Origin of the sequence: Halomonas sp. XH26 (assembly GCF_024138895.1) — a bacterium.
Taxonomy (GTDB): domain Bacteria; phylum Pseudomonadota; class Gammaproteobacteria; order Pseudomonadales; family Halomonadaceae; genus Vreelandella; species Vreelandella alkaliphila.
The window spans coordinates 1,663,326-1,683,640 of sequence record NZ_CP071889.1 but is presented as its reverse complement, the minus strand read 5'-3'; the positions used below and the strand labels follow the sequence as shown (position 1 = coordinate 1,683,640).

Annotated in this window: 22 protein-coding genes; 5 read left to right on the top strand and 17 right to left on the bottom strand. The window is 47.3% G+C overall.

The genetic code is table 11. The features are described 5' to 3' along the window. Nucleotides 1-11: 11 nt before the first annotated feature. From bla to J4377_RS07750, 6 genes are all read right to left on the bottom strand, one after another. Nucleotides 12-905 carry a class A beta-lactamase gene (gene bla, locus J4377_RS07775; RefSeq protein ID WP_038483697.1) on the bottom strand — a complete coding sequence of 298 codons (894 nt, stop codon included), beginning with the start codon at nucleotides 903-905 and terminating at the stop codon, nucleotides 12-14. 65 nt (nucleotides 906-970) lie between these two features. After that, nucleotides 971-1,510, bottom strand: a complete 540-nt coding sequence (locus tag J4377_RS07770) for a GrpB family protein (RefSeq protein WP_253487839.1) — start codon at nucleotides 1,508-1,510, stop codon at nucleotides 971-973. 149 nt (nucleotides 1,511-1,659) lie between these two features. Further along, the gene (locus J4377_RS07765; RefSeq protein WP_253487837.1) at nucleotides 1,660-2,046 is read right to left on the bottom strand and encodes an ASCH domain-containing protein; all 387 of its coding nucleotides are present in this window, start codon (nucleotides 2,044-2,046) and stop codon (nucleotides 1,660-1,662) included. A gap of 89 nt (nucleotides 2,047-2,135) precedes the next feature. Continuing rightward, nucleotides 2,136-2,675 (bottom strand): MAPEG family protein, encoded by a 540-nt coding sequence (locus J4377_RS07760; protein ID WP_038483687.1) that lies wholly within the window; start codon nucleotides 2,673-2,675, stop codon nucleotides 2,136-2,138. A gap of 97 nt (nucleotides 2,676-2,772) precedes the next feature. Then, nucleotides 2,773-3,273: an ATP-binding protein gene (locus J4377_RS07755; protein WP_038483685.1), complete on the bottom strand. Its 501-nt coding sequence runs from the start codon at nucleotides 3,271-3,273 to the stop codon at nucleotides 2,773-2,775. 21 nt (nucleotides 3,274-3,294) lie between these two features. Further along, nucleotides 3,295-4,413 carry an FAD-dependent monooxygenase gene (locus J4377_RS07750; protein ID WP_038483683.1) on the bottom strand — a complete coding sequence of 373 codons (1,119 nt, stop codon included), beginning with the start codon at nucleotides 4,411-4,413 and terminating at the stop codon, nucleotides 3,295-3,297. A 104-nt stretch (nucleotides 4,414-4,517) separates the two neighbouring features. On the opposite strand from J4377_RS07750, the gene J4377_RS07745 reads away from it, so the two are divergent. Next, nucleotides 4,518-5,426: a LysR family transcriptional regulator gene (locus tag J4377_RS07745; protein WP_120387055.1), complete on the top strand. Its 909-nt coding sequence runs from the start codon at nucleotides 4,518-4,520 to the stop codon at nucleotides 5,424-5,426. Between the two features lie 167 nt (nucleotides 5,427-5,593). On the opposite strand, the gene J4377_RS07740 is transcribed toward J4377_RS07745, so the two are convergent. The 10 genes from J4377_RS07740 to J4377_RS07695 form a co-directional block, all read right to left on the bottom strand. Then, nucleotides 5,594-5,959 (bottom strand): SH3 domain-containing protein, encoded by a 366-nt coding sequence (locus tag J4377_RS07740; RefSeq protein WP_038483678.1) that lies wholly within the window; start codon nucleotides 5,957-5,959, stop codon nucleotides 5,594-5,596. Nucleotides 5,960-6,049: 90 nt separating this feature from the next. Then, nucleotides 6,050-6,391: a 5-carboxymethyl-2-hydroxymuconate Delta-isomerase gene (locus J4377_RS07735; protein WP_038483676.1), complete on the bottom strand. Its 342-nt coding sequence runs from the start codon at nucleotides 6,389-6,391 to the stop codon at nucleotides 6,050-6,052. Nucleotides 6,392-6,503: 112 nt separating this feature from the next. After that, entirely contained in the window at nucleotides 6,504-7,022 is a 519-nt protein-coding gene (locus tag J4377_RS07730; RefSeq protein ID WP_038483674.1) for an AmiS/UreI family transporter, read from the bottom strand. 22 nt (nucleotides 7,023-7,044) lie between these two features. Continuing rightward, nucleotides 7,045-7,629, bottom strand: a complete 585-nt coding sequence (locus tag J4377_RS07725) for an ANTAR domain-containing response regulator (protein WP_253487835.1) — start codon at nucleotides 7,627-7,629, stop codon at nucleotides 7,045-7,047. A gap of 1 nt (nucleotide 7,630) precedes the next feature. Continuing rightward, a complete protein-coding gene (locus J4377_RS07720; protein ID WP_038483670.1) occupies nucleotides 7,631-8,782 on the bottom strand; it encodes a transporter substrate-binding domain-containing protein in 1,152 nt (383 codons plus the stop codon). Then, on the bottom strand, nucleotides 8,772-9,908 hold the full coding sequence (locus J4377_RS07715; RefSeq protein WP_038483668.1) for an AAA family ATPase: 1,137 nt from the start codon (nucleotides 9,906-9,908) through the stop codon (nucleotides 8,772-8,774). Before J4377_RS07715 ends, J4377_RS07720 begins: the two co-directional genes overlap by 11 nt. A 76-nt stretch (nucleotides 9,909-9,984) precedes the next feature. Continuing rightward, complete coding sequence (locus J4377_RS07710) at nucleotides 9,985-11,025, bottom strand: aliphatic amidase (RefSeq protein WP_038483667.1); 1,041 nt, start codon at nucleotides 11,023-11,025, stop codon at nucleotides 9,985-9,987. Nucleotides 11,026-11,573: 548 nt separating this feature from the next. Beyond that, complete coding sequence (locus J4377_RS07705; protein ID WP_253487834.1) at nucleotides 11,574-12,197, bottom strand: peptidase E; 624 nt, start codon at nucleotides 12,195-12,197, stop codon at nucleotides 11,574-11,576. A 227-nt stretch (nucleotides 12,198-12,424) separates the two neighbouring features. Beyond that, entirely contained in the window at nucleotides 12,425-12,961 is a 537-nt protein-coding gene (locus J4377_RS07700) for a LysE family translocator (protein WP_253487832.1), read from the bottom strand. A 90-nt stretch (nucleotides 12,962-13,051) separates the two neighbouring features. After that, nucleotides 13,052-13,453: a GFA family protein gene (locus tag J4377_RS07695; RefSeq protein WP_038486724.1), complete on the bottom strand. Its 402-nt coding sequence runs from the start codon at nucleotides 13,451-13,453 to the stop codon at nucleotides 13,052-13,054. 618 nt (nucleotides 13,454-14,071) lie between these two features. Here J4377_RS07695 and J4377_RS07690 point away from each other — a divergent pair. Beyond that, on the top strand, nucleotides 14,072-15,385 hold the full coding sequence (locus J4377_RS07690; protein ID WP_253487824.1) for a hypothetical protein: 1,314 nt from the start codon (nucleotides 14,072-14,074) through the stop codon (nucleotides 15,383-15,385). Nucleotides 15,386-15,405: 20 nt separating this feature from the next. Here J4377_RS07690 and J4377_RS07685 read toward each other — a convergent pair whose 3' ends face one another. Next, nucleotides 15,406-15,924 (bottom strand): zinc ribbon-containing protein, encoded by a 519-nt coding sequence (locus tag J4377_RS07685; protein ID WP_009723500.1) that lies wholly within the window; start codon nucleotides 15,922-15,924, stop codon nucleotides 15,406-15,408. Nucleotides 15,925-16,087: 163 nt separating this feature from the next. Between J4377_RS07685 and leuS the strand changes: the two genes are divergently transcribed. The 3 genes from leuS to holA are packed head-to-tail and all read left to right on the top strand — an operon-like array spanning nucleotide 16,088 to nucleotide 20,246. After that, entirely contained in the window at nucleotides 16,088-18,673 is a 2,586-nt protein-coding gene (gene leuS / locus J4377_RS07680) for a leucine--tRNA ligase (RefSeq protein WP_038483655.1), read from the top strand. Continuing rightward, nucleotides 18,670-19,182 carry a twin-arginine translocation signal domain-containing protein gene (locus tag J4377_RS07675; protein WP_120387059.1) on the top strand — a complete coding sequence of 171 codons (513 nt, stop codon included), beginning with the start codon at nucleotides 18,670-18,672 and terminating at the stop codon, nucleotides 19,180-19,182. Before leuS ends, J4377_RS07675 begins: the two co-directional genes overlap by 4 nt. After that, complete coding sequence (holA, locus tag J4377_RS07670; RefSeq protein WP_038483651.1) at nucleotides 19,179-20,246, top strand: DNA polymerase III subunit delta; 1,068 nt, start codon at nucleotides 19,179-19,181, stop codon at nucleotides 20,244-20,246. The genes J4377_RS07675 and holA overlap by 4 nt, the downstream gene beginning before the upstream one ends. Nucleotides 20,247-20,315 lie beyond the last annotated feature (69 nt).

Sequence of the window (20,315 nt, the reverse complement as noted above, 5' to 3'; positions counted from 1 at the left end):
TGCCTGGACAACTACAAAGCGCCACTCGTATCAATGGCATCTCTGATCACACTTCCCAGTTCAGCTATCGCGGTATTTCGTTCTTCAAAGGATGCGTCAGTTTCGGTGATATAAAACGCCACAATGGTAGGCTCGCGCTCAGGCGGCCATATAACAGCGGTAATCGATCTTGAACCAAAACCACCGGCTCCCGTCCGATCTCCAATCACCCACTCATCAGGCATTTGTGACCTAAACAAGCCATCAGCCACTTCATTATTAACCAACCATTCACGCAGTTGGTTTTTCGACTGGGGCGATAACGCGTTTCCCACTACCAGCTTCTCAAGGTTACTTACCATTGCATTGGGCGTGGTGGTATCACGCTCATCATGTGGAGCAGCCTCGTTTAGCTCTGTCTCCCAACGGTCCAAACGCGTGACACTATCCCCCAAGTCTCTCACAAACGCCGTCACGGCCTGTGGTCCACCAATCGCCTGTAAAATCAGGTTAGCTGCGGTGTTATCGCTGGTTGTCATCGTCGCTTCGCAGAGTTCAAACAGCGATATTTCCCGGTTATCCGCATACGCTTCGGTAACGGGTGAATAGGTGACAATGTCAGAAGCAGATACTTTCACTCGTCTTCCGAGTTGCTCACTTCCTTCATCCACACGCTGCAGCAGCGATGCACACGCTAAGGTTTTAAAAGTGCTGGACATAGCGAACAGTTGGTCTGCGTTGTATTCCCAGCGCTGCTCAGTTTCCAGGTCATAGGCTGCAAAACCAACGCGTGCATCCAACTGTCTCTCTATACGCTCAACCTCTGTAAGCAAATTATCATCCTGAGCCATCAACACAGCAGGAACCGCTATTAAGCAAATCAACATAATCCAGCGCGAAACTCGTTGTTTGCAATCCACTTTCATCATCCTTTTAAAATCATAAAATCTATAACGAGAGGTAAATTGATCACTTCGCCTATCTATATGGCCTATAGAGAGCTCTCTAAGGCCTCCAGGATAAAACCCGCTTTGGCAGCCGTATAGGCTTCTCTATCTGACTTAAATTCTGCCGCCCATAACCGCTTATTCTTCTCATACCGTTGGGCTAGCTCAGCATTGGTAAGTAGTATGTTTCGAAATGCCAAGCGCTGATCCCACTCACGGCTACCGTAGACAATGAGGTGTAAGTGATGCGTCCTACGCCCCTCGGCCCACCGCATAAGCCAACGCCGACCAACTAGCGAAGCGTTGAACGCCATTGATGTTGCATAGCCTGCGCGGCACAACGGTTCCATTAATTTGTCGGCACGTGACATCGAATCCACGCCAGCCAAGATATCGATAACTGGTTTGGCAGAAAGCCCCGGTACGGCTGTACTCCCAACGTGTTCGATCGCCAAAAAATCATCTGGAAACAAATCAAAGAGACGCTCTCGCTCCTCCTCGAACATTCGTTGCCAGTTAGCATCAGATGGGAAGATTACCACTTCCTCATTAATCGCCCTGTTAAGGGACTCTGCTTCATCCATCGTCGCTATCCCTTGCTCTATCAACCTGATCAAAAATCACCATGGCCATGCACTCCCGTCCGGTCACTGTGGCGCCGAACCAGCCCCACCAAGGCTCCTGCGTTGGCACTTAGTGCCTTAATACGGTAGGGCAAGTGTTTTTGTTCAGGCTATCCAAAGCCGAGCTGTGAAATTTGCAGCAGCTCGACCTCATAGAGCTTTCTCTTGGCTGGCACAGCCACGTTGTTAAAAACCGGGTTGTTGGTAATAGGACGAACATTTGACAAACACCAAGCCAAATAACCAGGTTCCCAGCCATTTGAACAAGCAGCCTTCACTTCTGAAGGCTGCCATTCATGTATCTCTTCAACATCCACAATTGCAACAGCCCTGCCATCAGGGTCAACGGGGTTATCAGCAGATAAGAAGTGAGAATTTTCTACAATCAAAAGATCACGGATAGGTAAAGATTCTGGGCGCCACGAGCGAACCTCCAGCGTCTTTTTTCCCGAAGCTATATTAGAGCCATGCGGGCTTACTATTGAAAGTGCGAGCATAGACCTTCCTTCTTTAGTAAAAATCACAAACTCGAATTAAAATCGACAATAAAAAGAAAAAAACATACACAACATCAAGTTCAATTTTATTAAAAAACTGCGAATGCAGATAATAAAACCGCAACACAGCTATACCCTACTCCTACCACTGCAGGCAGTGTAGACATTGCAAACCCTGGCGCTCTCCATAACACATTACGCCTGTAACCTATCCAAAACATGACGCGACCAGCAACAAAAACTCCAGAATAGATGGGCAGCAAGCTCAATAATTGATAAGGAATTAAAACAGATAGCGCCAGTATATTAATAGCGAATATCATAAGCTGTTCATGAGTATTAGATAGAACTCTTAGATCAACCTTCATCCCCTCTGTATTTGCTTCACACTTAGTGGGATCCGCTGACGGGTTTCCGTAACGTTGAGAGCCGATTCTAACAATCATCAAAAAAAACAGTGCAACAGGAAAAACAAGGCACATTATTGCGAGCTTTAGTCGCTCTACTACGACAAGCTCCTCAGCAACTTGAGGCAAAAAACTATAGAAAGAGACAAACACCACTATTGTTCCAACAAATCCTAGCAGCATCCCCATTTTAACTGTTCTATCATCGCTTTTTTGAGTCATATTCTAATTCCTTTTAGGCCATAATGAGGCTTTAAGCATATGCTTTCAAAACGCTGCTAAAACGGTATCACAAGCATCTAAATCGGCAATATGAAGGTTATGTGAACGTCCGCTCTACAACCTCGACATTGAATCCCTCAGACTCTTCAGGTGACTCAAAGAAACCCTTTACCATCCTGAAAACTTCCTCGGTATCGAAGCTCGCCCGCTCAGGCTGCTCCCTTTGGCGCTGTTTCAGCTGTTTTAGACAAACCTCGTCTTCTGCCATCACATAGTACAGTTCGTGAGATATCCCTCGTTGCGAGTAGATATCCTTGAACCATGCCCTTTGCTTCCTGGTATTGCCGGGGAAATCTAGAACCACAGTGGTGCCTGCCAAGAGTATTTGCTCAACGTGTTTCCTAAGCAATGGCTTAAGGCGTGACGAGTAACTGATGTAGTCGTTGAAATCGTTGATTTCGCCTGGGAAAAGAGTAGCTAACCAGTCGTCCTCTGAAAGAAGCACGGCGCCGCGCTCACGCGCAATGCTGACAGACAGCGTGCTTTTTCCAGCGCCCATCTTTCCACAGAAGAATATCAACGTTCCGTAAGAACTCATTATCTGCTCCTTTAATTACGCCTACTGCGTTTCTAATCCCTGCATCCATAACAGGCTTAATTGCTCAGCAGAAATGCCTAAAGTCGCTGGCTGAGACGCAAGTTGTGTTCCAAAAATCCTCTCGGCCACCTGTCTTCCAACGGTTTGAGCTGAGGATGTCTTAACGATTCGCTGCTGATAAAAACTTGTCAGAACACTTTCCAACTCACCTTGCTCTCCCAAAAGCCGGACAAGATGCCACGCATCTTCCAGCGCCTGACATGCTCCCTGCCCAGATGTTGGTAAAGACGCATGGGCCGCATCTCCAATAATGACAACATTGTCTTGATGCCAATAAGGCAGGGGATCAAGATCATGAACAAAAATGCGATTGAGCGATGCTGCATCATAGAATTTCAGCACGTTGCGTACCGGGTCAGGCCAGCAGCGAAAACGCTGATGCAGCTCATCATACCAAGCAGATAAGGGCCGTTGTTTATCAATATCGGCATTCCATGCGCCAGCCCAGAAACATAGCCCATTATTCATAGGGACAATTCCAAACCGCTCACCCAAGCCACGAAAATCATGGATGGCGTTATCTAAAACACCTTCATTCAACTGACTGATACCAATGATATTAATGAATCCTTGAAAACGGGGGCTCACCTTTTCGGCATATAGCGTGTGACGCACCACCGAATTCATTCTCCCATCGGCTCCTACTACCACGTCAAACTCTTGCTTTAATCGGTCAATATCCTGCGCCGTCATTGGGCAACCAAGGTGTATTTTTACACCCAAATCATCCAACCTCTTGGCCAGTATGCCCATAAGATCACGGCGCAATATTGTTATACTGGGGAAACCACTCAGCAGGTTCACTTCCTCAATATCAAGCTCACCCTGCCAAACGCCAAATTGATCAAACTGACGCATTAAACGGGGAGCACCACCCAGGCGTTTTAGCTCTTTTTCCACCCCCATCTGTTGCAGTACAAAAATTGCATTTGGCCATAAAGTCACGCCAGCACCAATGGACGAGACCTTACTGTCACGCTCATACACGCTCACTTGATAGCCTTGTTGTGTGGCGAGTATTGCCAGCGCTATTCCAGCAACCCCTGCACCAACAATGGCAATACGATTAGTGTTTTTCATCGACCCTACCTCAATAGTTAAATTCGGTAGAGATTGTCACAAATCCACTCACAGGGATAAACACGCTATTATTGCGTTATTAATCCCATTTTCTGAGAGAATCTATGATTGAGAAAATCGAACTTCAATGGCTACTTAGCTTTCAGGCGGTATATGAACAACTAAGCTTTAAGCGTGCAGCGGAGCAACGTCAATTGCCAACATCCAATGTCAGTCGCCATGTCGCGTTATTGGAACAACAACTTAGTTTGCGACTATTGGAACGCACCACCCGTAAGATGATTCCAACCGCCGCAGGCAAGCAACTTTATCAGGCCATCACGCCGCTCACACGGGCGATGAATGACGCACTTGAAGAAGCCTCACTACACGGTGACGCCCTATCCGGCCACCTTAAGATCATCATGCCTGACCTCCCCTTTCTGGCCGAAATCACCGCAAACTTTTGCCTCCAGCATCCTCAAATACAACTAAGTTGTGACACCCAATTAAACCCTTCGGAAGGTTTGTTAGAAGGATTCGACCTGGTGTTACGCTTCGGTAGAGGGCCATTGGAGGATTCTGGCTGGGTCGCTAAAGAAATCCAACGCTGGCCGAGTTGCGTAGTTGCCGCACCGCAACTTCTTGAGCATCACCGATTGCCGGGCTCACTGGATGAACTGAGCAAAGCGCCCTGCATTACCAGCCTGTCTGTCCTACAAGGCATGCCCTGGCGATTCAAGAATAACCAGACCATTCAGGTGCAATCCAGCTATAAGGTCAACAGTGGCTACATGGCTAAAGCTGCCGCGCTGAAGGGGCTTGGCTTTGCTATTTTACCCACTCATGCATGCCAAGCAGATATAGAAAATGGATCGCTTATCAAGATTGATCTTAACTGCCAGCCAGAGGATCTCGTGTTATATGCGTTTTACTCGGGAAAAAAATACCCGCTGGAAAAAGTGAGAGTATTTTTGGAACACCTGAGATTAGCAATTATGGATCTTGATTCAGATGGAAATAAAGTCTCGTGATGACCTCACCCATATCAGCTTCCACCTGCTACTCAACGTCAGCCTGAAGACATATGTATGGTAGTGACGCTATAGCCACACCCAAAAGCCAGCGACTGGGCTGCCATCATAAACGGCGCGTGGAACAAGCGTCCGGCGGCGAACTGATGGCTTTGCCGGCACCGCGACTACTCTTCAATCTCTTTCAAATTCTCTAATGGAACCCAGCCTGATTCTTTGCTGGTAGATTTTTCACACCATAGCCAGCCATTCAAACTTCTTGCGCCAGTTAGTCGCTCACCTTCCAGCACATTAAGTTCTCTGGCGGTGTAGTCATCAAGTGCACGCCCCTCTGAACCTTCCAGTCGCTCAATAACTTGCCCAGGCACCCAGCCTGGTTCTTGCCCGGGAGAACTGCACAAAAACCAGTTATCCCACTCTTCAGTTCCCTCATACTCCTCGCCAACAACAAGAGGATCACCTTTTCTGAAAGTGATGGGGTTAGGAAACTCACTTTCATGTGAACTAACAACGAGATATTTCTTGGTACTCATATGGCTCTCTAATTCTGGTTAACACCCGCATGCAAACTTGTGGGCATTATAATGACCACAGGCCGCATCTTACGATAACTCATTCTGCTATTATGACTCACTCACCCACTTTGAATAACTGGCACGCTCAATATCCACAACCTCGACGGTTAACGAGCAACGTGGAAGCTCAAGTGTTTGCAATTGCGCTAATACCGATCTTGAAAGCATTTGCTTTTGGGCAGCGGTTCTACCTGACAGAATCTTTAGCACCACATGCACAAAATCAGACCTTGCCTTCCCCGTCATATAGCTTTGATAGGCGATTGACCTGACTTTTATATCACTACCATCTGCCTCAAATAGCGCTGACGTCATGGCTCCTGAAAATACCAATGGTAATATCAACTCACCATCCAGTGATGCGGAATGCTCAACAATGCAATGTGGCACGAACTACTCCAAAATATAACGCTGTTAATACGTACGGCTTTGTAGCTAAGATAAAGCCGCAACGGAAAAGCCGTCGTTACGCAAGAGTTACTACGGTAAGGGCACCATTAAATCAAGTAGAAATGATCCCATGGAGAATCAAAACGCCTGGAACCCATCCAGTAAATATTGCACAGAAAAGTGTATAAATGGCGACACTTTTCTTTATATTTTTGGCCAAAGCAAGAAGAGCAAAAAAACCGAACCATAGAACTGCCCATGCGAACCAGTTGATTGTATTCCAGAAACCAAATGTCCAACTAATGCTGGAAACTGAGTTAATACCAACTACTGCGGCCGTAATGCTAACGAATAAGCAGAACCACCCCAAGCCTCTGCCATCTACTTTTAACAACTGATTCGCTCCAACCCAAAGATAAGTAAAGGAAAATAAAAATGTAAATGCTCCCGCACTGACAGCCGTTGAATTTCCTGGATCATTAAAAATCAAGAACACAGCTACAAGAAAGCTTAGAGCACCCACTAAAATATTTATCACCGAAACTTCTCTATCACCTATTTTGCCTAGCAACCATATACCATTAACAAAGAGAACAGCTCCAACATATAAAAGCGTCAGGCCTAACATCATTGATTTTCTCCTTTTGAATTTATTATTCAGACTTATCAATAATCATTTCAGCTATTTCAGCTATACTTTTCCTCTCTTCCATTGCACTTTTGGACAAAAACTGATGAGCCTCCTCTTCTGTCATAGGTGTATTTTTAATGAGAATCACTTTCGCTTTATTCAATAAGGACATAGAAGACAATTTATTATGAGCCTTATTAATTTCTTTCCTAGATTTTAGCAAATCTTCACTATTCCTCCTTGCAACCACCAAGCTTGGAAGAACGTCATGCGACTTTAGAGGAACGGTTACGACCCCATGAGACTCAATCTCTAAAAGCTGTGATAAAGTAGAAGGGCTTGCGTACTCAACGATAAAAATTAATGTCACAGCGTCAGTAGAATCACGTATTATTTTTTTCAACCGGGCGTGACTACCATCTTGAAAGACGCCTGAAAATATGATATCGACAGGAAAGTCGAGAGTTTCCGGCAATGGCCATAAATGCCGAACAGGACAACCAATTCTAATTAGTTGCAATACTAATGAATCGCTAACTTCACCTTCAGGATTCAATACTAAAACCTGCAGGTCTCGAAGTTTTCCAAGGATCGAAGAGTTACTCATATCACAAAACCCTGGGCATTAATTCAGTCCAGTTTTCGAGCCGGTGCACAACCACATATGGATCTGGACAAATAGGTGAAGGGGATATCCACTTAACATTAAAAGCTCCATCGTGATCTATTTCTGCTATTCTTGACGTTAAATGTGAATGGTTATTTTGCTTTTCTATCCACACAGGGCCTTGGGGAGCATGGATCTCAGTCAAGTAGAGTTGCTCTCTCACTTTTTCTAATTCGACACTTCCAGCAGCCTGCATCGCTTGGCACAACAACAAAGTTTGGTGATAGGCTGCTTCAGTCCAAGCCGTAACTGATACATCGCTAGGAAAGTAACTTTTACATTCAGATAAAAACAGAATACTTTTTTCACTTTTATCAGAAGAAAAGTAAGGCGCTACAACAATATTCCCTTTAGCCGTCTCTAATGACATTTTATTTATTTCAGCCTCACTTGTCGTCAGGCTTGCGATGGGAGGTTTTTGACCTGACAAATAACAATTTGCAAATTCCGTGTAAAACTCGGCTGTCCCATGACCCACTACAGTAGAAAAAACCACATCAGGCTGCAAATTAGCCACTTTATTAGCAATATCCTTTACCTCATTGAAAGACGGGTAAAGAGGCATATAAAACTCATCAAGAATAGTGCCACCATGTTGCTTATATAATAGCCGCATTACATGATTACTTTCGCGCGGGTAAATATAATCAGAGCCTACAAAAACTATATTTGAACCATAGTTTTTTATTAGATATGCAGCAAGCGGAGCACTATTTTGATTAGGTGCCGGACCGCCATAAAATATATTTGGAGAGTATTCAAACCCCTCATAAGGAGTTGGATAGAAAAGTAACACATCAGACCTCTCGATTGTCGCCATGATAGCCTTTCTTGTATGCGACATGTAACAACCAACAAAAAAATCAACTTTATTATTTTTAATAAGCTCCTCAGCATATGCACGAAATCTATCAGGATCTCCACCTAAGTCTCGGTGCATATATTTTATAGGTTTTCCTCCAATGCCACCTGATTCATTAATCTGTTTAATAGCCAGCTGTGCTCCAAATCTTTGTGAGCGTTCGATATCAGCTGTAACACCAGTATCTGAGAACAATAAACCAATTACCGGCTCTTCCATTCTATTTAACATTATCAATCAACCTTTTAAAAAAAACCTTACCATTAAAAATAGATGCATGATATTTAACAGGGTCATTATCTTCAAGGGTGAATTTATGATTATCTAACAGATACTCAGCTAGGAAAACCTCGAGATTTTTCCTTACAGAGCGCCTTATAGACCTCGCACCAAACTGCCGATCATAGCCTGCATTTGAAATAAATTTTACTACATCAGAGTCGAATGTTAATAAGCAACTATGCTTAATCAACCGACGATTTAGCTTTTCCAATTCAAGCTCCACAATACGCCCAACAGCATCTTCTCCTATCCAGTTAAATACGGTTATATTATCTATACGATTTACAAATTCAGGAGAGAATGTATTCAACAGCTTTTTTTTTACAATACTCTCAAGACCTTTACCCTTCTCTTTCGAATATCTATGAATAATTTTTAACAACATTTTTCTATGATTTTCTTCATAATTCTGAATCTCATAAGCAGCTAAATTACTAGTCATAAAAATGATAGAATTTCTAAAGCTGTACGTCTTTTCTCCCGATGCTACAGTCAACATGCCATTATCAAATACGTTTAACAGAGCATGAAGAACTTCTTTGCTTGCTTTTTCAACTTCATCTAATAAAACAATTCCAGGTATACTATTTCTACCCTCAATCATTTCCTCATCAAGAATAGTTTTACCTTCCTTGGCACCAACGTAACCAGGAGGAGCTCCTGTCAAAGAAGCTGCATAATGCTCTTGAGACAAAGTATTCATGTCCACACGACAAAAGGAATCAGCATCACCATACAATGAACGTGCTAAAGACCTTACTAATTCTGTTTTACCTACGCCCGTAGGACCAAGGAGCAAAGCCGTATAGAGTGGCCTTCTAGGATCGGCAATATCGGCCCTCACTACTTTAAGCATATCTTCTACTGCTTGCACTGCCTGCTCTTGACCTATAATCTCAGATCTAATTGCTGACATAACCGCCTCAATATCAAACTGGAAACGGCTACTGAGTCTAGCTTTACTGGCTAAATGTAGACTCTCTATATCTTGTCCTGAGGTATTTTCATCCTTTAATGCTTCAGCATTTTTATTTTTTCTTTCTGTTTCAGCTAGCATTTCATTTAAAAATGGCATAAAAGCATCTCATTATTTTTTTATCTTGAAGCCCCGAAAGATTTGTCCGGGGCTAAGAAGCTTCAAAGCAATCTAATTAAGCTTCCTTCTCTTTTCCTTCATAAGAAAGGTTTCCAACTGGGCACTGAGCAACACCTGGAGTACGCCGTGTCATGCTCTCTACATCTTCTCTAGCTTTTTCTGCGTCATTTACCCAAGTCTTATAAAATTCAAATGGACACTCAGCGAGCCCTTTATCACCATCTCCAGACGCCTGCATTCCGGTATAGCCACGGTGCAGTATTTTAAATAGATGGTTTTGAGACTGATCATTGGCACGAGCATCGCGGATCTGTGAAATGGATAGTTGGGCATACTGAATACCCATTTCCTCTTCACCGCACTCACCGAGTGTACGTCCGTCAAAACCAATGATTGCTGAATGCCCAAAATAGCTATACACGCCATCGAAACCTGCGGCATTAGCAACTGCAACGTATGAGTTATTTGCCCAGGCCATAGTTTTAGACATCATGATTTGCTGTTCTTTCGATGGATACATATATCCCTGACAACGAACTATCAGCTCTGCTCCCTTCATTGAGCAGTCACGCCAGATTTCAGGGTAGTTACCATCATCACAAATTATAAGACTAAGCTTCATACCCTTAGGCCCTTCTGAAACGAAAGTCTCGCCACCTGGGTACCATCCTTCAATAGGACACCAAGGTATTATTTTGCGGTATTTCTGTACAACTTCCCCTTTATTATCCATCAGAATTAAAGTGTTATATGGATTCTTCTTGGGATGATTTTCATGACGTTCACCTGTCAAAGAGAAGATACCCCAGGTATTTGCTTTACGGCATGCTCGAGAAAAAATTTCTGTTTCTTCTCCTGGGATGGTGACAGCGGTTTCCATCATTTCTTCTGGATCATACATAATTCCCTGAAGGCTATATTCTGGAAAGATGACTAGATCCATGCCTGGAAGCCCTTTTTTCATCCCAATAATCATTTCAGAAATTTTGTGGGCGTTTTCAATCACCTCTTTCTTAGTGTGTAGACGAGGCATTCTATAGTTTACTACTGCAACACCAACTGTATCATTGCTACTTGAGATATCGCCGTGACGCATAACTTCACCCCTTTTATTCTTGTAAAAAAAAAAGCTCTCTCAGGACGAATCCTGAGAGAGCCTATTTGCTCTGTTCGCATGTCAGCACTATGCAGACTAGCTACATTATGGGTGCTGAGTATTTTGGCCGACTTCGCCACATCGCCTTTGATGTTTTAAAATCTAAGCTCTTCCTGTATAGCCCATACAAATAAATCAGTGCAAGAAAAAAACCTCAAATACAACCAAAGTATAAAAAAGCAGTGAATATTAATATAAAACCCCAAAAAACTTCATACCAAGTCCCTTCATCCGGCGCTGAATTGCCTGAACAAACAGGCTATAAAGTGCTCCTGGTACAAACAGAAATCACGAACTCAGCCACAACACCCAGGACATCCTTGGCGGCAGGGAACTGGTGATCCTTCGAGCCTTTTCAGTACACCAACAACACCGGCCTACAGCCATTCCCCAAATCGGACTCCCTATACCCCACGTCGGAGTTGTATTTATTGAGCATGCCTTGCAGAGGCAATGCCTTATTGGGTTGAATGGCCTCCAGCTCCTTATTAAGTCTGGGCCGTCCAGACTTCAAACTCATCACCATTGACGATAATGGCTTGTGTATTACTAATTGGGCAAAGGTCTATTTTTTCATCATAGCTAGTGATTATGCCTTCAACGACTTGCTTGAAAGGAGCGTTGGTATGGTGTGGCACTGGATAAAAGCCAACCATGCCTAATGATGAAAAAGAGCCTACATTAGGTGCCGCCGTGAAATCGTCCATATCTTTCACATACTCGATGTTACGCGACATAACAATAGAGCCGGCAGACTCTCCGATATACATTTTCCCTGAACTTATTTGTTCCTTTATGATTTTATCTGCACCAGTTCTTTTCAACTCTTGAAGTAAAAAGAAAGTATTTCCACCAGTGACATAGATATAGTCATTTTCTTGAAGCTTGCTGTTTATCTCTTCACTTGGAGCAGTTGAAATCTCAAGCTCATCAACAATTAGCCCACACTTCTCGAGTGCATCTCTGCCTGCGGCCACATAAAAATTGACCTCTTCGACTAGGCTTGCAGTAGGAATGAATGTAACCGTTTTTCCTACACATTTTGCGCTGGTAAATTTCACAAATAGGTCTGCAACATCTACGAAAGATGAAGCTAAAAACATTTTTTTCATTCGACTTCCTTACTGTCTAAATGCTGTCATTATAGTGGCTCAACAAGCTGTAGAAAATCCATTTTCGAGCCCTATCTGCCACCTTCCATGTTGGTTAGTTTTGGGGGAAAGGTCATTGATTAACGATCATCCTAAGAGAAGCTCAATAAGCCTTTGCTATCAGATACGATCCGGCTCCAACCATTAAACCACCAGCCGTCACTTTAACTGCTCGTTCTGCTCTATGGTTAGTGCCAAATGACGCAACGCCCCCCCGCGAAATATGCATAGCCTAATTTGACACCACCAACGGCGACTATGGTTATCATCGCAATTGCTGCGATATCCAATGTCCGGATAGTGGCCAAATCAACAAAAGTAGGGAACAAACTCGCGTAGAAGAATATTGCCTTTACATCACCAAGGGTGAGAAGTAGACCAGAGAAAAAGCTTGCTGATAATTTCGATACTGATCGGCCGGAATGCTCCACCTGCAATGGAGCTTTCGATCTCATAAGACTTATACCAAACCAGATCAAATACGCGCCTGCCAAATATCTCAGTATCAAGAAAAAACTACCCACAGCTTCTGCCAGCGCAGTCATCCCTAAAACAGCTAGCAATACCAAGATAAGATCACCGGCTACAATTCCCGCCGCAACGGCACAGCCGTTCGAGAATCCGGCAGAAGAAGCGCGAGCAACGACCAAAGCGACACTAGTGCTGGGAACTAGCGCTAAAGCTGCCATCACTGTAAACAGAGCTAATATTTCAACTAAACTCATGGCAATTCCAGGTCTAACGCTTGGCTTTGCGACTTGCCAGAGCACAACGTAGGTGCATCTGCCAACAGCCGCTGGTTATGTGATGATAGCTCAATCTGGCAGCCCCTCGAACTTTGGCACCTCCCCTAACTCCCCATCCCAAGCAGCTTTGCTAGATAAAAAGATGTGTGCAGTTGGCAACATAGTGATTTCAGTGTCCAAACACCCAGCAGGAACGACGAGCAAACCCGCGATCTGAGTATTGGGTAATGCTGAACCACACAACTTACAAAAACTCTTATTATGACGAGAGCCTGGAAGCGCAAAGGAAGTCACTGCATCGGCACCTGACTGCCAGACCAATTTAGCTGAATTTGAGAATAGATTTGCCGCATGAGCCGAGCCTGTATCTTTTTGACAGTGCTGACAATGACACAGATAAAAGCTGTCAAACTCGCCTTTTACCTCAAATCTCACGGTGCCACACAGGCAAGAACCAAAATAATCAGTCATAAGAACTCCTTTCACGGCCTCACATAACGCAGTATTAATGTGTCACCAGCGCTTGCCATACTTGAGCGAAGCGAACCCGACAAGCATTTGAAATCACTCCTAAACGCCTTGTTTTGCGATTTTACGTGCTTTAATTGAGTACAACAGTAGAACCTGTAATCTGTTTCGGCCTCTTCCGGTGTGTCGATAAGGCATTGATCATCCCATGGGTCATTCACATGAACCCATTTATTCCGGTATTTTCGAAGTATTTTCAGGTCAGAGCGAAGATCGTCTGCAATAGGGTGACGCCGGCCTGAGACAATGGCAACGTTCCTAAATGCGCCATCATTTTTGAGCCAATACCTTTGCCAAACGAATTACTCGACACAGCTAAATCGTGGAGGAACAAAATTGATCCTTTTCGCGGGTGCCTCATTCGCTCGTTCCTCGCGAAATTCGTTACCTCGCGCTACAAGTTGCTTTCATTGGTAATAACGGCACAGCCTATGGGTAGCATCAGGCTCCGCGCTACGAAAATTCGACTTTTCTTTCGGTAAACGCCCTCTTAGCTTCTCTTCCGCTAGCCAATTGTTGAAAACCCGATTAGCCTGCTAACTCAACCAGCAAGGGATTGAGATGCAAGAGACAACGATGCGGCAGCGGGTGGCGGGTGTTTTGATTCTGCTTGGGCTGTTTGCTCAAATTATTGGCTTTATCGGCGTGGTGCCGACGGCGCAGGCAGTGAGCTATGTGCTGTGGGCAGCGGTGGCGCTGCTGTGGCGGGACATTCCGCGCCGTTCGCGCATTCAGGCGGGGGTATTGATTACCATTGGAGTGCTGATGCTAGTGGTGGCACGGGTGATTTATGGTGCCAATGTAAATTGGCCTGCCATGCTTCAAGGCAATGTGTTTGTGGCCACGATGCTGGTGGGCGTTAGCTTTATTTCGTTGATTGGCACCCAGGGTAATAAGCGCCCACTGGGCAAACGGGTGACCGGTGCAGATGGCGTGCTGCGCACGTGGCTGGGAGTGCACTTTCTTGGCACTATTCTGAATCTTTCGACGATTTTTATGGTGGGCGACCGCTTAGCTAGGCGCTCTCCGTTAACCATGCCCCAGCTGTTGGCCTTAAATCGTGGGCTTTCAAGTGCGGCATTGTGGTCACCCTTCTTTGCCTCTATGGCGGTGGTGATTGCCTTGGCGCCTGAAGTTCAGTACGGCCAGATTGCGCTGATAGGGTTTCCGTTGGCGATGCTATCGGGGCTATTAACCACCCTAGAGTTGAGGCGTCGGTTTGATTTAACCGAGGTCGACGGCTTTTCACTTTCGCCACGCAGCCTGTTAATGCCGGCGAGCATGGCAGCACTGGTGATGCTGTTTCATTTTTGGCTGACGCCGTCGCTCACCATTGTCAGTATTATTACCTTTTTACTGCCAGTGGTAGCGGTGCTGAGCAACTTACGGGAAGGCACACGCTTTACCCTGCGGCGCATTCGCCAACACACCACCACACGACTACCCGCCATGCGCGGGGAAATTTCGCTATTTTTAGCGGCGGGCTTATTAACGCTGGGGCTTTCTACCCTGGTAGCGGCCGCAGCAGGTGACGAATGGACGCTATTTGCTACCTTTGGCATGTGGCAAGCCATGGTAAGCTTTGCGGCGATTACACTGAGTGCGCTGGCGGGATTACACCCGATCATTGGCGTTTCCGTGCTGGCATCTATTTTGAATTTAGCCAGCGGTGAGCAAACGCTGTTTGCCTTTGTTGCGCTGAGCGCTTGGGCGGTGGGTACCAGCGTTGGGCCGTTATCTGGCATAAACCTTTCGCTGCAGGGGCGCTACGGAATCAGCGGCTACCGCATGATGAAAAACAATTTACTGTATGCCGCCATGATGAGCCTGCTCTCGCTGGGCGCGATCGCAGGCCTGAGCATCTGGGTCAATTAAGTGATGAGTGCGCTAGCCTCTTAGGTTTCGACGATTTTACTGGGAAAGCGGTAGAAATAGCGGTGGCCACACTGGTGGCATGGTTCCAGGCGCGAGACGCTTTCTAGCATCACCTGGGCATCGCAGTGTACGCACGCCATCAGGCCCGGCGCAGCAACTTCACCTTCGCAGTAGTCGGCGCGGGCGGCTTCCAGGTCATCTTCGAAGCGTTCGCGCTCCACCACGCTGCGGTCGGCGATTGAAAGCAGCGATTCCGCCACACGCCGTGAAAGGCTGTCGATATCAATGCCCAACCAGCTAGCAACCTGCTTACCGGTATCTGCCATGTAGTAGCGCATATCTTTCAGGTCACGCTCTACCCAGGCACGCAGCAGTGCTAGCTCGTCTTTGGTGTACTCTTCCAGCTCCGCTTCAAAAGCAACGGCGTCGTCCAAATCCTTTTGTAGATTATCCCAGGTAAGATCGTTGGCCCCGTCCTGCATGCGTTCTAGCAGGCGCTCGTAGCCTTCGCGCAAACGGTGATCGTTATGTTGTTCCATGGTACCTCTCCTTTTGTCGACCCAAGGTGCGGCCTATCATCGGCTAACCGTTCAAGGATACACCTGCATAGGATACAATCGACGTTACTTATCTGACAGCCGTCATCCATTATTCACTTTGCGCCCTTTTTGGGCGAATTACCCCAAGGCATTGAAAACACCGATGGACGCACATTACAGCCCCCGTGAGATTGAACGTGACGCTCAGCAGTACTGGGATAAACACCAGTGCTTCAAAGCAGTAGAAGACGCTAACCGCGAAAAGTTCTACTGCCTATCCATGTTCCCCTACCCCAGCGGCAAGCTGCATATGGGCCACGTGCGTAACTACACTATCGGCGACGTTGTGTCCCGTTTCCAGCGCATGCAGGGTAAAAATGTCATGCAGCCCATGGGCTGGGATGCGTTCGGTATGCCTGCGGAAAATGCCGCGATTCAAAACCAGGTACCGCCCGCGAAGTGGACCTATCAAAACATTGATTACATGCGTAACCAGTTGAAGGCACTTGGCTTTGCCTACGACTGGAGCCGCGAATTCGCTACCTGCGATACCAGCTATTACCGCTGGGAGCAGTGGTTCTTTACCAAGCTGGTCGAAAAAGGCTTGGTCTATAAGAAAATGTCCACGGTGAACTGGGACCCGGTTGACCAAACGGTACTGGCTAACGAGCAAGTGATTGACGGCTGCGGCTGGCGTTCTGGTGCACCGGTAGAGCGTAAAGAAATCCCGCTGTGGTTCTTGAAAATTACCGACTACGCCGACGAGCTGTTGGCAGATCTTGATAATGTCGAGTGGCCCGAACAGGTCAAAACCATGCAACGCAACTGGATTGGTAAATCCCGCGGCGTTGAGATGACCTTTGATATTCAGGCGGAAGACGGCAGCGCCTGCGAGCCGTTGGCGGTGTATACCACCCGCCCGGATACGCTGCTGGGTGTCACCTACGTGGCCGTCGCCGCTGGTCACCCCCTGGCCAAGCAGGCTGCCGCACAAAACAGCGAACTGGCGTCATTTTGTGACGAGTGCGCCAAAGGTGGCACGTCGGAAGCCGAAATGGCTACCAAAGAAAAGCTGGGCATGCTCACCGGGCACAAAGCGATTCACCCGCTTACCGGTGATGAAGTGCCGGTGTTTGTGGCCAACTTCGTATTAATGGAGTTTGGCACCGGTGCGGTTATGGCGGTACCTGCCCACGATCAGCGCGACTGGGAATTTGCGACCAAGTACGGCGTAGAACTCAAGCCTGTGGTGGCCGATGCCAACGGCAACCAGCCGGATATTTCCGAAGGTGCTTATGTTGAGCACGGCACGCTGATTAACTCAGGCGAATTTGATGGCCTGGAATTCCAGGCGGCGTTTGATGCGATTGCCGCGAAGCTTACTGAGCTTGGCCGCGGTGAAGTAAAAACCAATTACCGTCTGCGTGACTGGGGTATTGCACGCCAGCGTTATTGGGGTGCGCCAATTCCTGTGAAATACGGCCCGGAAGGCCAAACCGTGCCGCTCTCTGATGATGAGCTGCCGGTAGCACTGCCCATGGAAGTCACCGTGGATGCTTCTGGTTCACCGCTGAAGAAGATGCCCGAGTTTTCTGAACTGGGCGATGGCTGGGTGCGCGAAACCGATACCTTCGATACCTTTATGGAATCGTCCTGGTACTTCGCCCGCTTCTGCTGCGCGGATAACCACGAAGCAATGTTGGACGAGCGCGCCAATTACTGGCTGCCCGTTGACCTGTATATCGGCGGTATCGAACACGCGATTCTGCATCTGCTCTACGCCCGTTTCTTCCATAAACTGCTGCGCGATTTCGGCATGTTGGATTCCGATGAGCCGTTCCAGCAGCTGCTCACCCAGGGCATGGTCATCGCGGAAACCTTCTACCGCTTTAAAGATAATGGTGGTAAGGAGTGGTTCAATCCCGCTGATGTAGAAGTCAAACGCGATGAGAAAGGTCGTCCGTTAAGCGCTGTTCTAATCAGCGACGGCCTGCCGGTGGAAATGGGCGGCATCGAGAAGATGTCTAAATCGAAAAACAACGGTGTTGATCCTCAGTCGATGATCGACAAGTTTGGTGCCGATACTGTCCGTCTGTTTATGATGTTTGCCGCACCGCCCGAGCAGTCACTGGAGTGGTCGGATTCAGGCGTTGAAGGTGCGCACCGCTTCTTGAAACGGATTTGGCGTCAGGTGACCGAGCACCTTGCTGCTGGTACACCGGGCGAACTGACCCTTGATGCGTTAAACGACGACCAAAAAGCGCTGCGTCGTAAGACCCACGAGACTATCAAGAAAGCCAGCGATGACATTGGCCGCCGCACCACCTTTAATACCGCCATTGCCGCGGTAATGGAACTCTCTAACGCAGTGGCCAAGTTCGACGACACGTCCGAGCTCGGCCTAGCGGTCAGTCGCGAAGCGCTTGAGGCATGTGTGCTGCTGCTGGCACCCATTACACCGCACCTATGCCACACGCTGTGGCAACAATTAGGCTATGACCAGCCCGCCATTGAAGCTCAGTGGCCGAAGGTGGATGAAGCCGCACTCACCCGCGACAGTATCGAACTAGTCGTGCAAGTGAACGGAAAGCTGCGCGCGCGCCTAGAAGCCCCGGCCAGCGCAGATAAAGCCGCCATCGAGCAACTGGCGATGGAGAACGAAAACGTCCAGCGCCATCTGGAAGGTAAAACGGTTCGTAAAGTCATCGTTGTACCCGGCAAGCTGGTTAACATTGTGGTGAGTGGATGAAACCATCCCAACACGTTACACGCCGTCGTTTCCTCGCTACCAGCATCGCCGCCTCAGCGGCGGTGCTGCTCAGCGGCTGCGGGTTTCGCCTGCGCGGTTTGGATTCAATGCCGCGCTTGCCTGCTCTGTCACTAGAGGGTGACGACAAAAGCGCCCTGGCCCAACAGCTACGCATCCGATTACTACAGCAAAGCAGCGAGGTTTCTGATGGCGCCCCCTGGCGGGTGACGCTGGGCTCACCAACGCTTCGCCAACGCCGTATTGGCAGCGAAGGACGCGCCAGCCAAGAACATGAGCTAACGCTAAGCACGTCTCTCTCCGTACAGCAGCGAGAGGACAATGCTTATGTGCTTAATAATGCAACGATAACGACCGATACACGCATTCGGGTCAGCGATGATGATCTGCTCAATAGAGAAACCCTCTTTCAAGAAGCTGAACAAACGCTAACGCGACAATTGGCTGAGCGCATTATCGAAAGACTGGCGAACCTTGAGGCCATTCAGTGAAGGTATTTTCGGATCAGCTTCCCGCGGCCTTAGCAAAAAAATTGCCTAAGGTGGTGATTGTTGCCGGTGATGAGCCACTGCAACATCGTGATGCCTGTGATGCCGTGCGCTCAGTCGCGCGGCAAGCGGGTGTCGAAGAGCGGGAAGTGCTTGATGTAGAGCCTAATTTTGCCTGGGGTCGGCTGCTGGAAACCGCCAGTAACCTCTCTTTATTCGCCTCTAATAAGCTTCTGGAACTTAGGCTGGGGACGCACAAACTCGGCCAAGATGGCAGTAAAGCACTGGCAAAGTATGCTGAATTGATGGATGGCAGTGACGACTTACTGCTGATCAGCATGGGCAAGTTAGACGCCAAGCAACAAAAAAGCGCTTGGTTTAAAGCACTCGATAAACACGGTTTATTTGTACCTGTATGGCCCGTTGATGCTTCGCGCTTAGGCTACTGGCTGAGGGATCGCGCATCGCTGCATGGTTTGCAAATCGACCTAGAAGCGGCTCGCTTATTGGGTGAGCGCACCGAAGGTAATCTGTTGGCCGCTGATCAAGAGCTGCAAAAACTCGCGCTGATTCATCCACCTAACACTCGCCTTAATGTTGAAAGCATTGCCCAAGGCGTGGAAGACAGCACCCGCTTTGATGTGTTTAACCTTGCGGATGCCTGTTTAAAAGGAGAGCCAAGCCGTACCTCGCGTATCGTTAATGGGCTGCGCAGTGAAGGGGTTGAAGCTCCCATCGTGCTTTGGGCACTCAGTCGCGAACTACGCACCCTGCTATCGCTACACCAGCATTTGGATCAGGGACAAAGCTTTGAGCACGCGTGTAAAACCCAGAAACCAATGATTTTTGATAAACGCCGCCCCGCTTACCAAAAAGCGATCAGTCGCCTATCAATGAAACGTTTACACAAACTCCTGCTGATGGCCCAACGGTTAGATCTTGCTGTGAAAGGGGCTTCTGCGGTGCCCTTATGGCCAGGACTACATGACCTAGCCATGACCATGGCGGGTGGCAAGGGGCTTTTAGCTGAATCCCCTTGGACCTACCGCATTAGTGCAAATAATTAGCACTTTTCGTTTTCGCCTTAAATCCAGTACGGTTTATTTCTATACTATTGATTCAGGTTACAAATTAGT

Excerpts from the sequence above, each read along its gene's own strand:
- bla (WP_038483697.1), bottom strand. The coding sequence starts at position 905 with ATGAAAGTGGATTGCAAACAACGAGTTTCGCGCTGGATTATGTTGATT.
- J4377_RS07770 (WP_253487839.1), bottom strand. The coding sequence starts at position 1,510 with ATGGATGAAGCAGAGTCCCTTAACAGGGCGATTAATGAGGAAGTGGTA.
- J4377_RS07765 (WP_253487837.1), bottom strand. The coding sequence starts at position 2,046 with ATGCTCGCACTTTCAATAGTAAGCCCGCATGGCTCTAATATAGCTTCG.
- J4377_RS07760 (WP_038483687.1), bottom strand. The coding sequence starts at position 2,675 with ATGACTCAAAAAAGCGATGATAGAACAGTTAAAATGGGGATGCTGCTA.
- J4377_RS07755 (WP_038483685.1), bottom strand. The coding sequence starts at position 3,273 with ATGAGTTCTTACGGAACGTTGATATTCTTCTGTGGAAAGATGGGCGCT.
- J4377_RS07750 (WP_038483683.1), bottom strand. The coding sequence starts at position 4,413 with ATGAAAAACACTAATCGTATTGCCATTGTTGGTGCAGGGGTTGCTGGA.
- J4377_RS07745 (WP_120387055.1), top strand. The coding sequence starts at position 4,518 with ATGATTGAGAAAATCGAACTTCAATGGCTACTTAGCTTTCAGGCGGTA.
- J4377_RS07740 (WP_038483678.1), bottom strand. The coding sequence starts at position 5,959 with ATGAGTACCAAGAAATATCTCGTTGTTAGTTCACATGAAAGTGAGTTT.
- J4377_RS07730 (WP_038483674.1), bottom strand. The coding sequence starts at position 7,022 with ATGATGTTAGGCCTGACGCTTTTATATGTTGGAGCTGTTCTCTTTGTT.
- J4377_RS07725 (WP_253487835.1), bottom strand. The coding sequence starts at position 7,629 with ATGAGTAACTCTTCGATCCTTGGAAAACTTCGAGACCTGCAGGTTTTA.
- J4377_RS07720 (WP_038483670.1), bottom strand. The coding sequence starts at position 8,782 with ATGTTAAATAGAATGGAAGAGCCGGTAATTGGTTTATTGTTCTCAGAT.
- J4377_RS07715 (WP_038483668.1), bottom strand. The coding sequence starts at position 9,908 with ATGCCATTTTTAAATGAAATGCTAGCTGAAACAGAAAGAAAAAATAAA.
- J4377_RS07710 (WP_038483667.1), bottom strand. The coding sequence starts at position 11,025 with ATGCGTCACGGCGATATCTCAAGTAGCAATGATACAGTTGGTGTTGCA.
- J4377_RS07705 (WP_253487834.1), bottom strand. The coding sequence starts at position 12,197 with ATGAAAAAAATGTTTTTAGCTTCATCTTTCGTAGATGTTGCAGACCTA.
- J4377_RS07700 (WP_253487832.1), bottom strand. The coding sequence starts at position 12,961 with ATGAGTTTAGTTGAAATATTAGCTCTGTTTACAGTGATGGCAGCTTTA.
- J4377_RS07695 (WP_038486724.1), bottom strand. The coding sequence starts at position 13,453 with ATGACTGATTATTTTGGTTCTTGCCTGTGTGGCACCGTGAGATTTGAG.
- J4377_RS07690 (WP_253487824.1), top strand. The coding sequence starts at position 14,072 with ATGCAAGAGACAACGATGCGGCAGCGGGTGGCGGGTGTTTTGATTCTG.
- J4377_RS07685 (WP_009723500.1), bottom strand. The coding sequence starts at position 15,924 with ATGGAACAACATAACGATCACCGTTTGCGCGAAGGCTACGAGCGCCTG.
- leuS (WP_038483655.1), top strand. The coding sequence starts at position 16,088 with ATGGACGCACATTACAGCCCCCGTGAGATTGAACGTGACGCTCAGCAG.
- J4377_RS07675 (WP_120387059.1), top strand. The coding sequence starts at position 18,670 with ATGAAACCATCCCAACACGTTACACGCCGTCGTTTCCTCGCTACCAGC.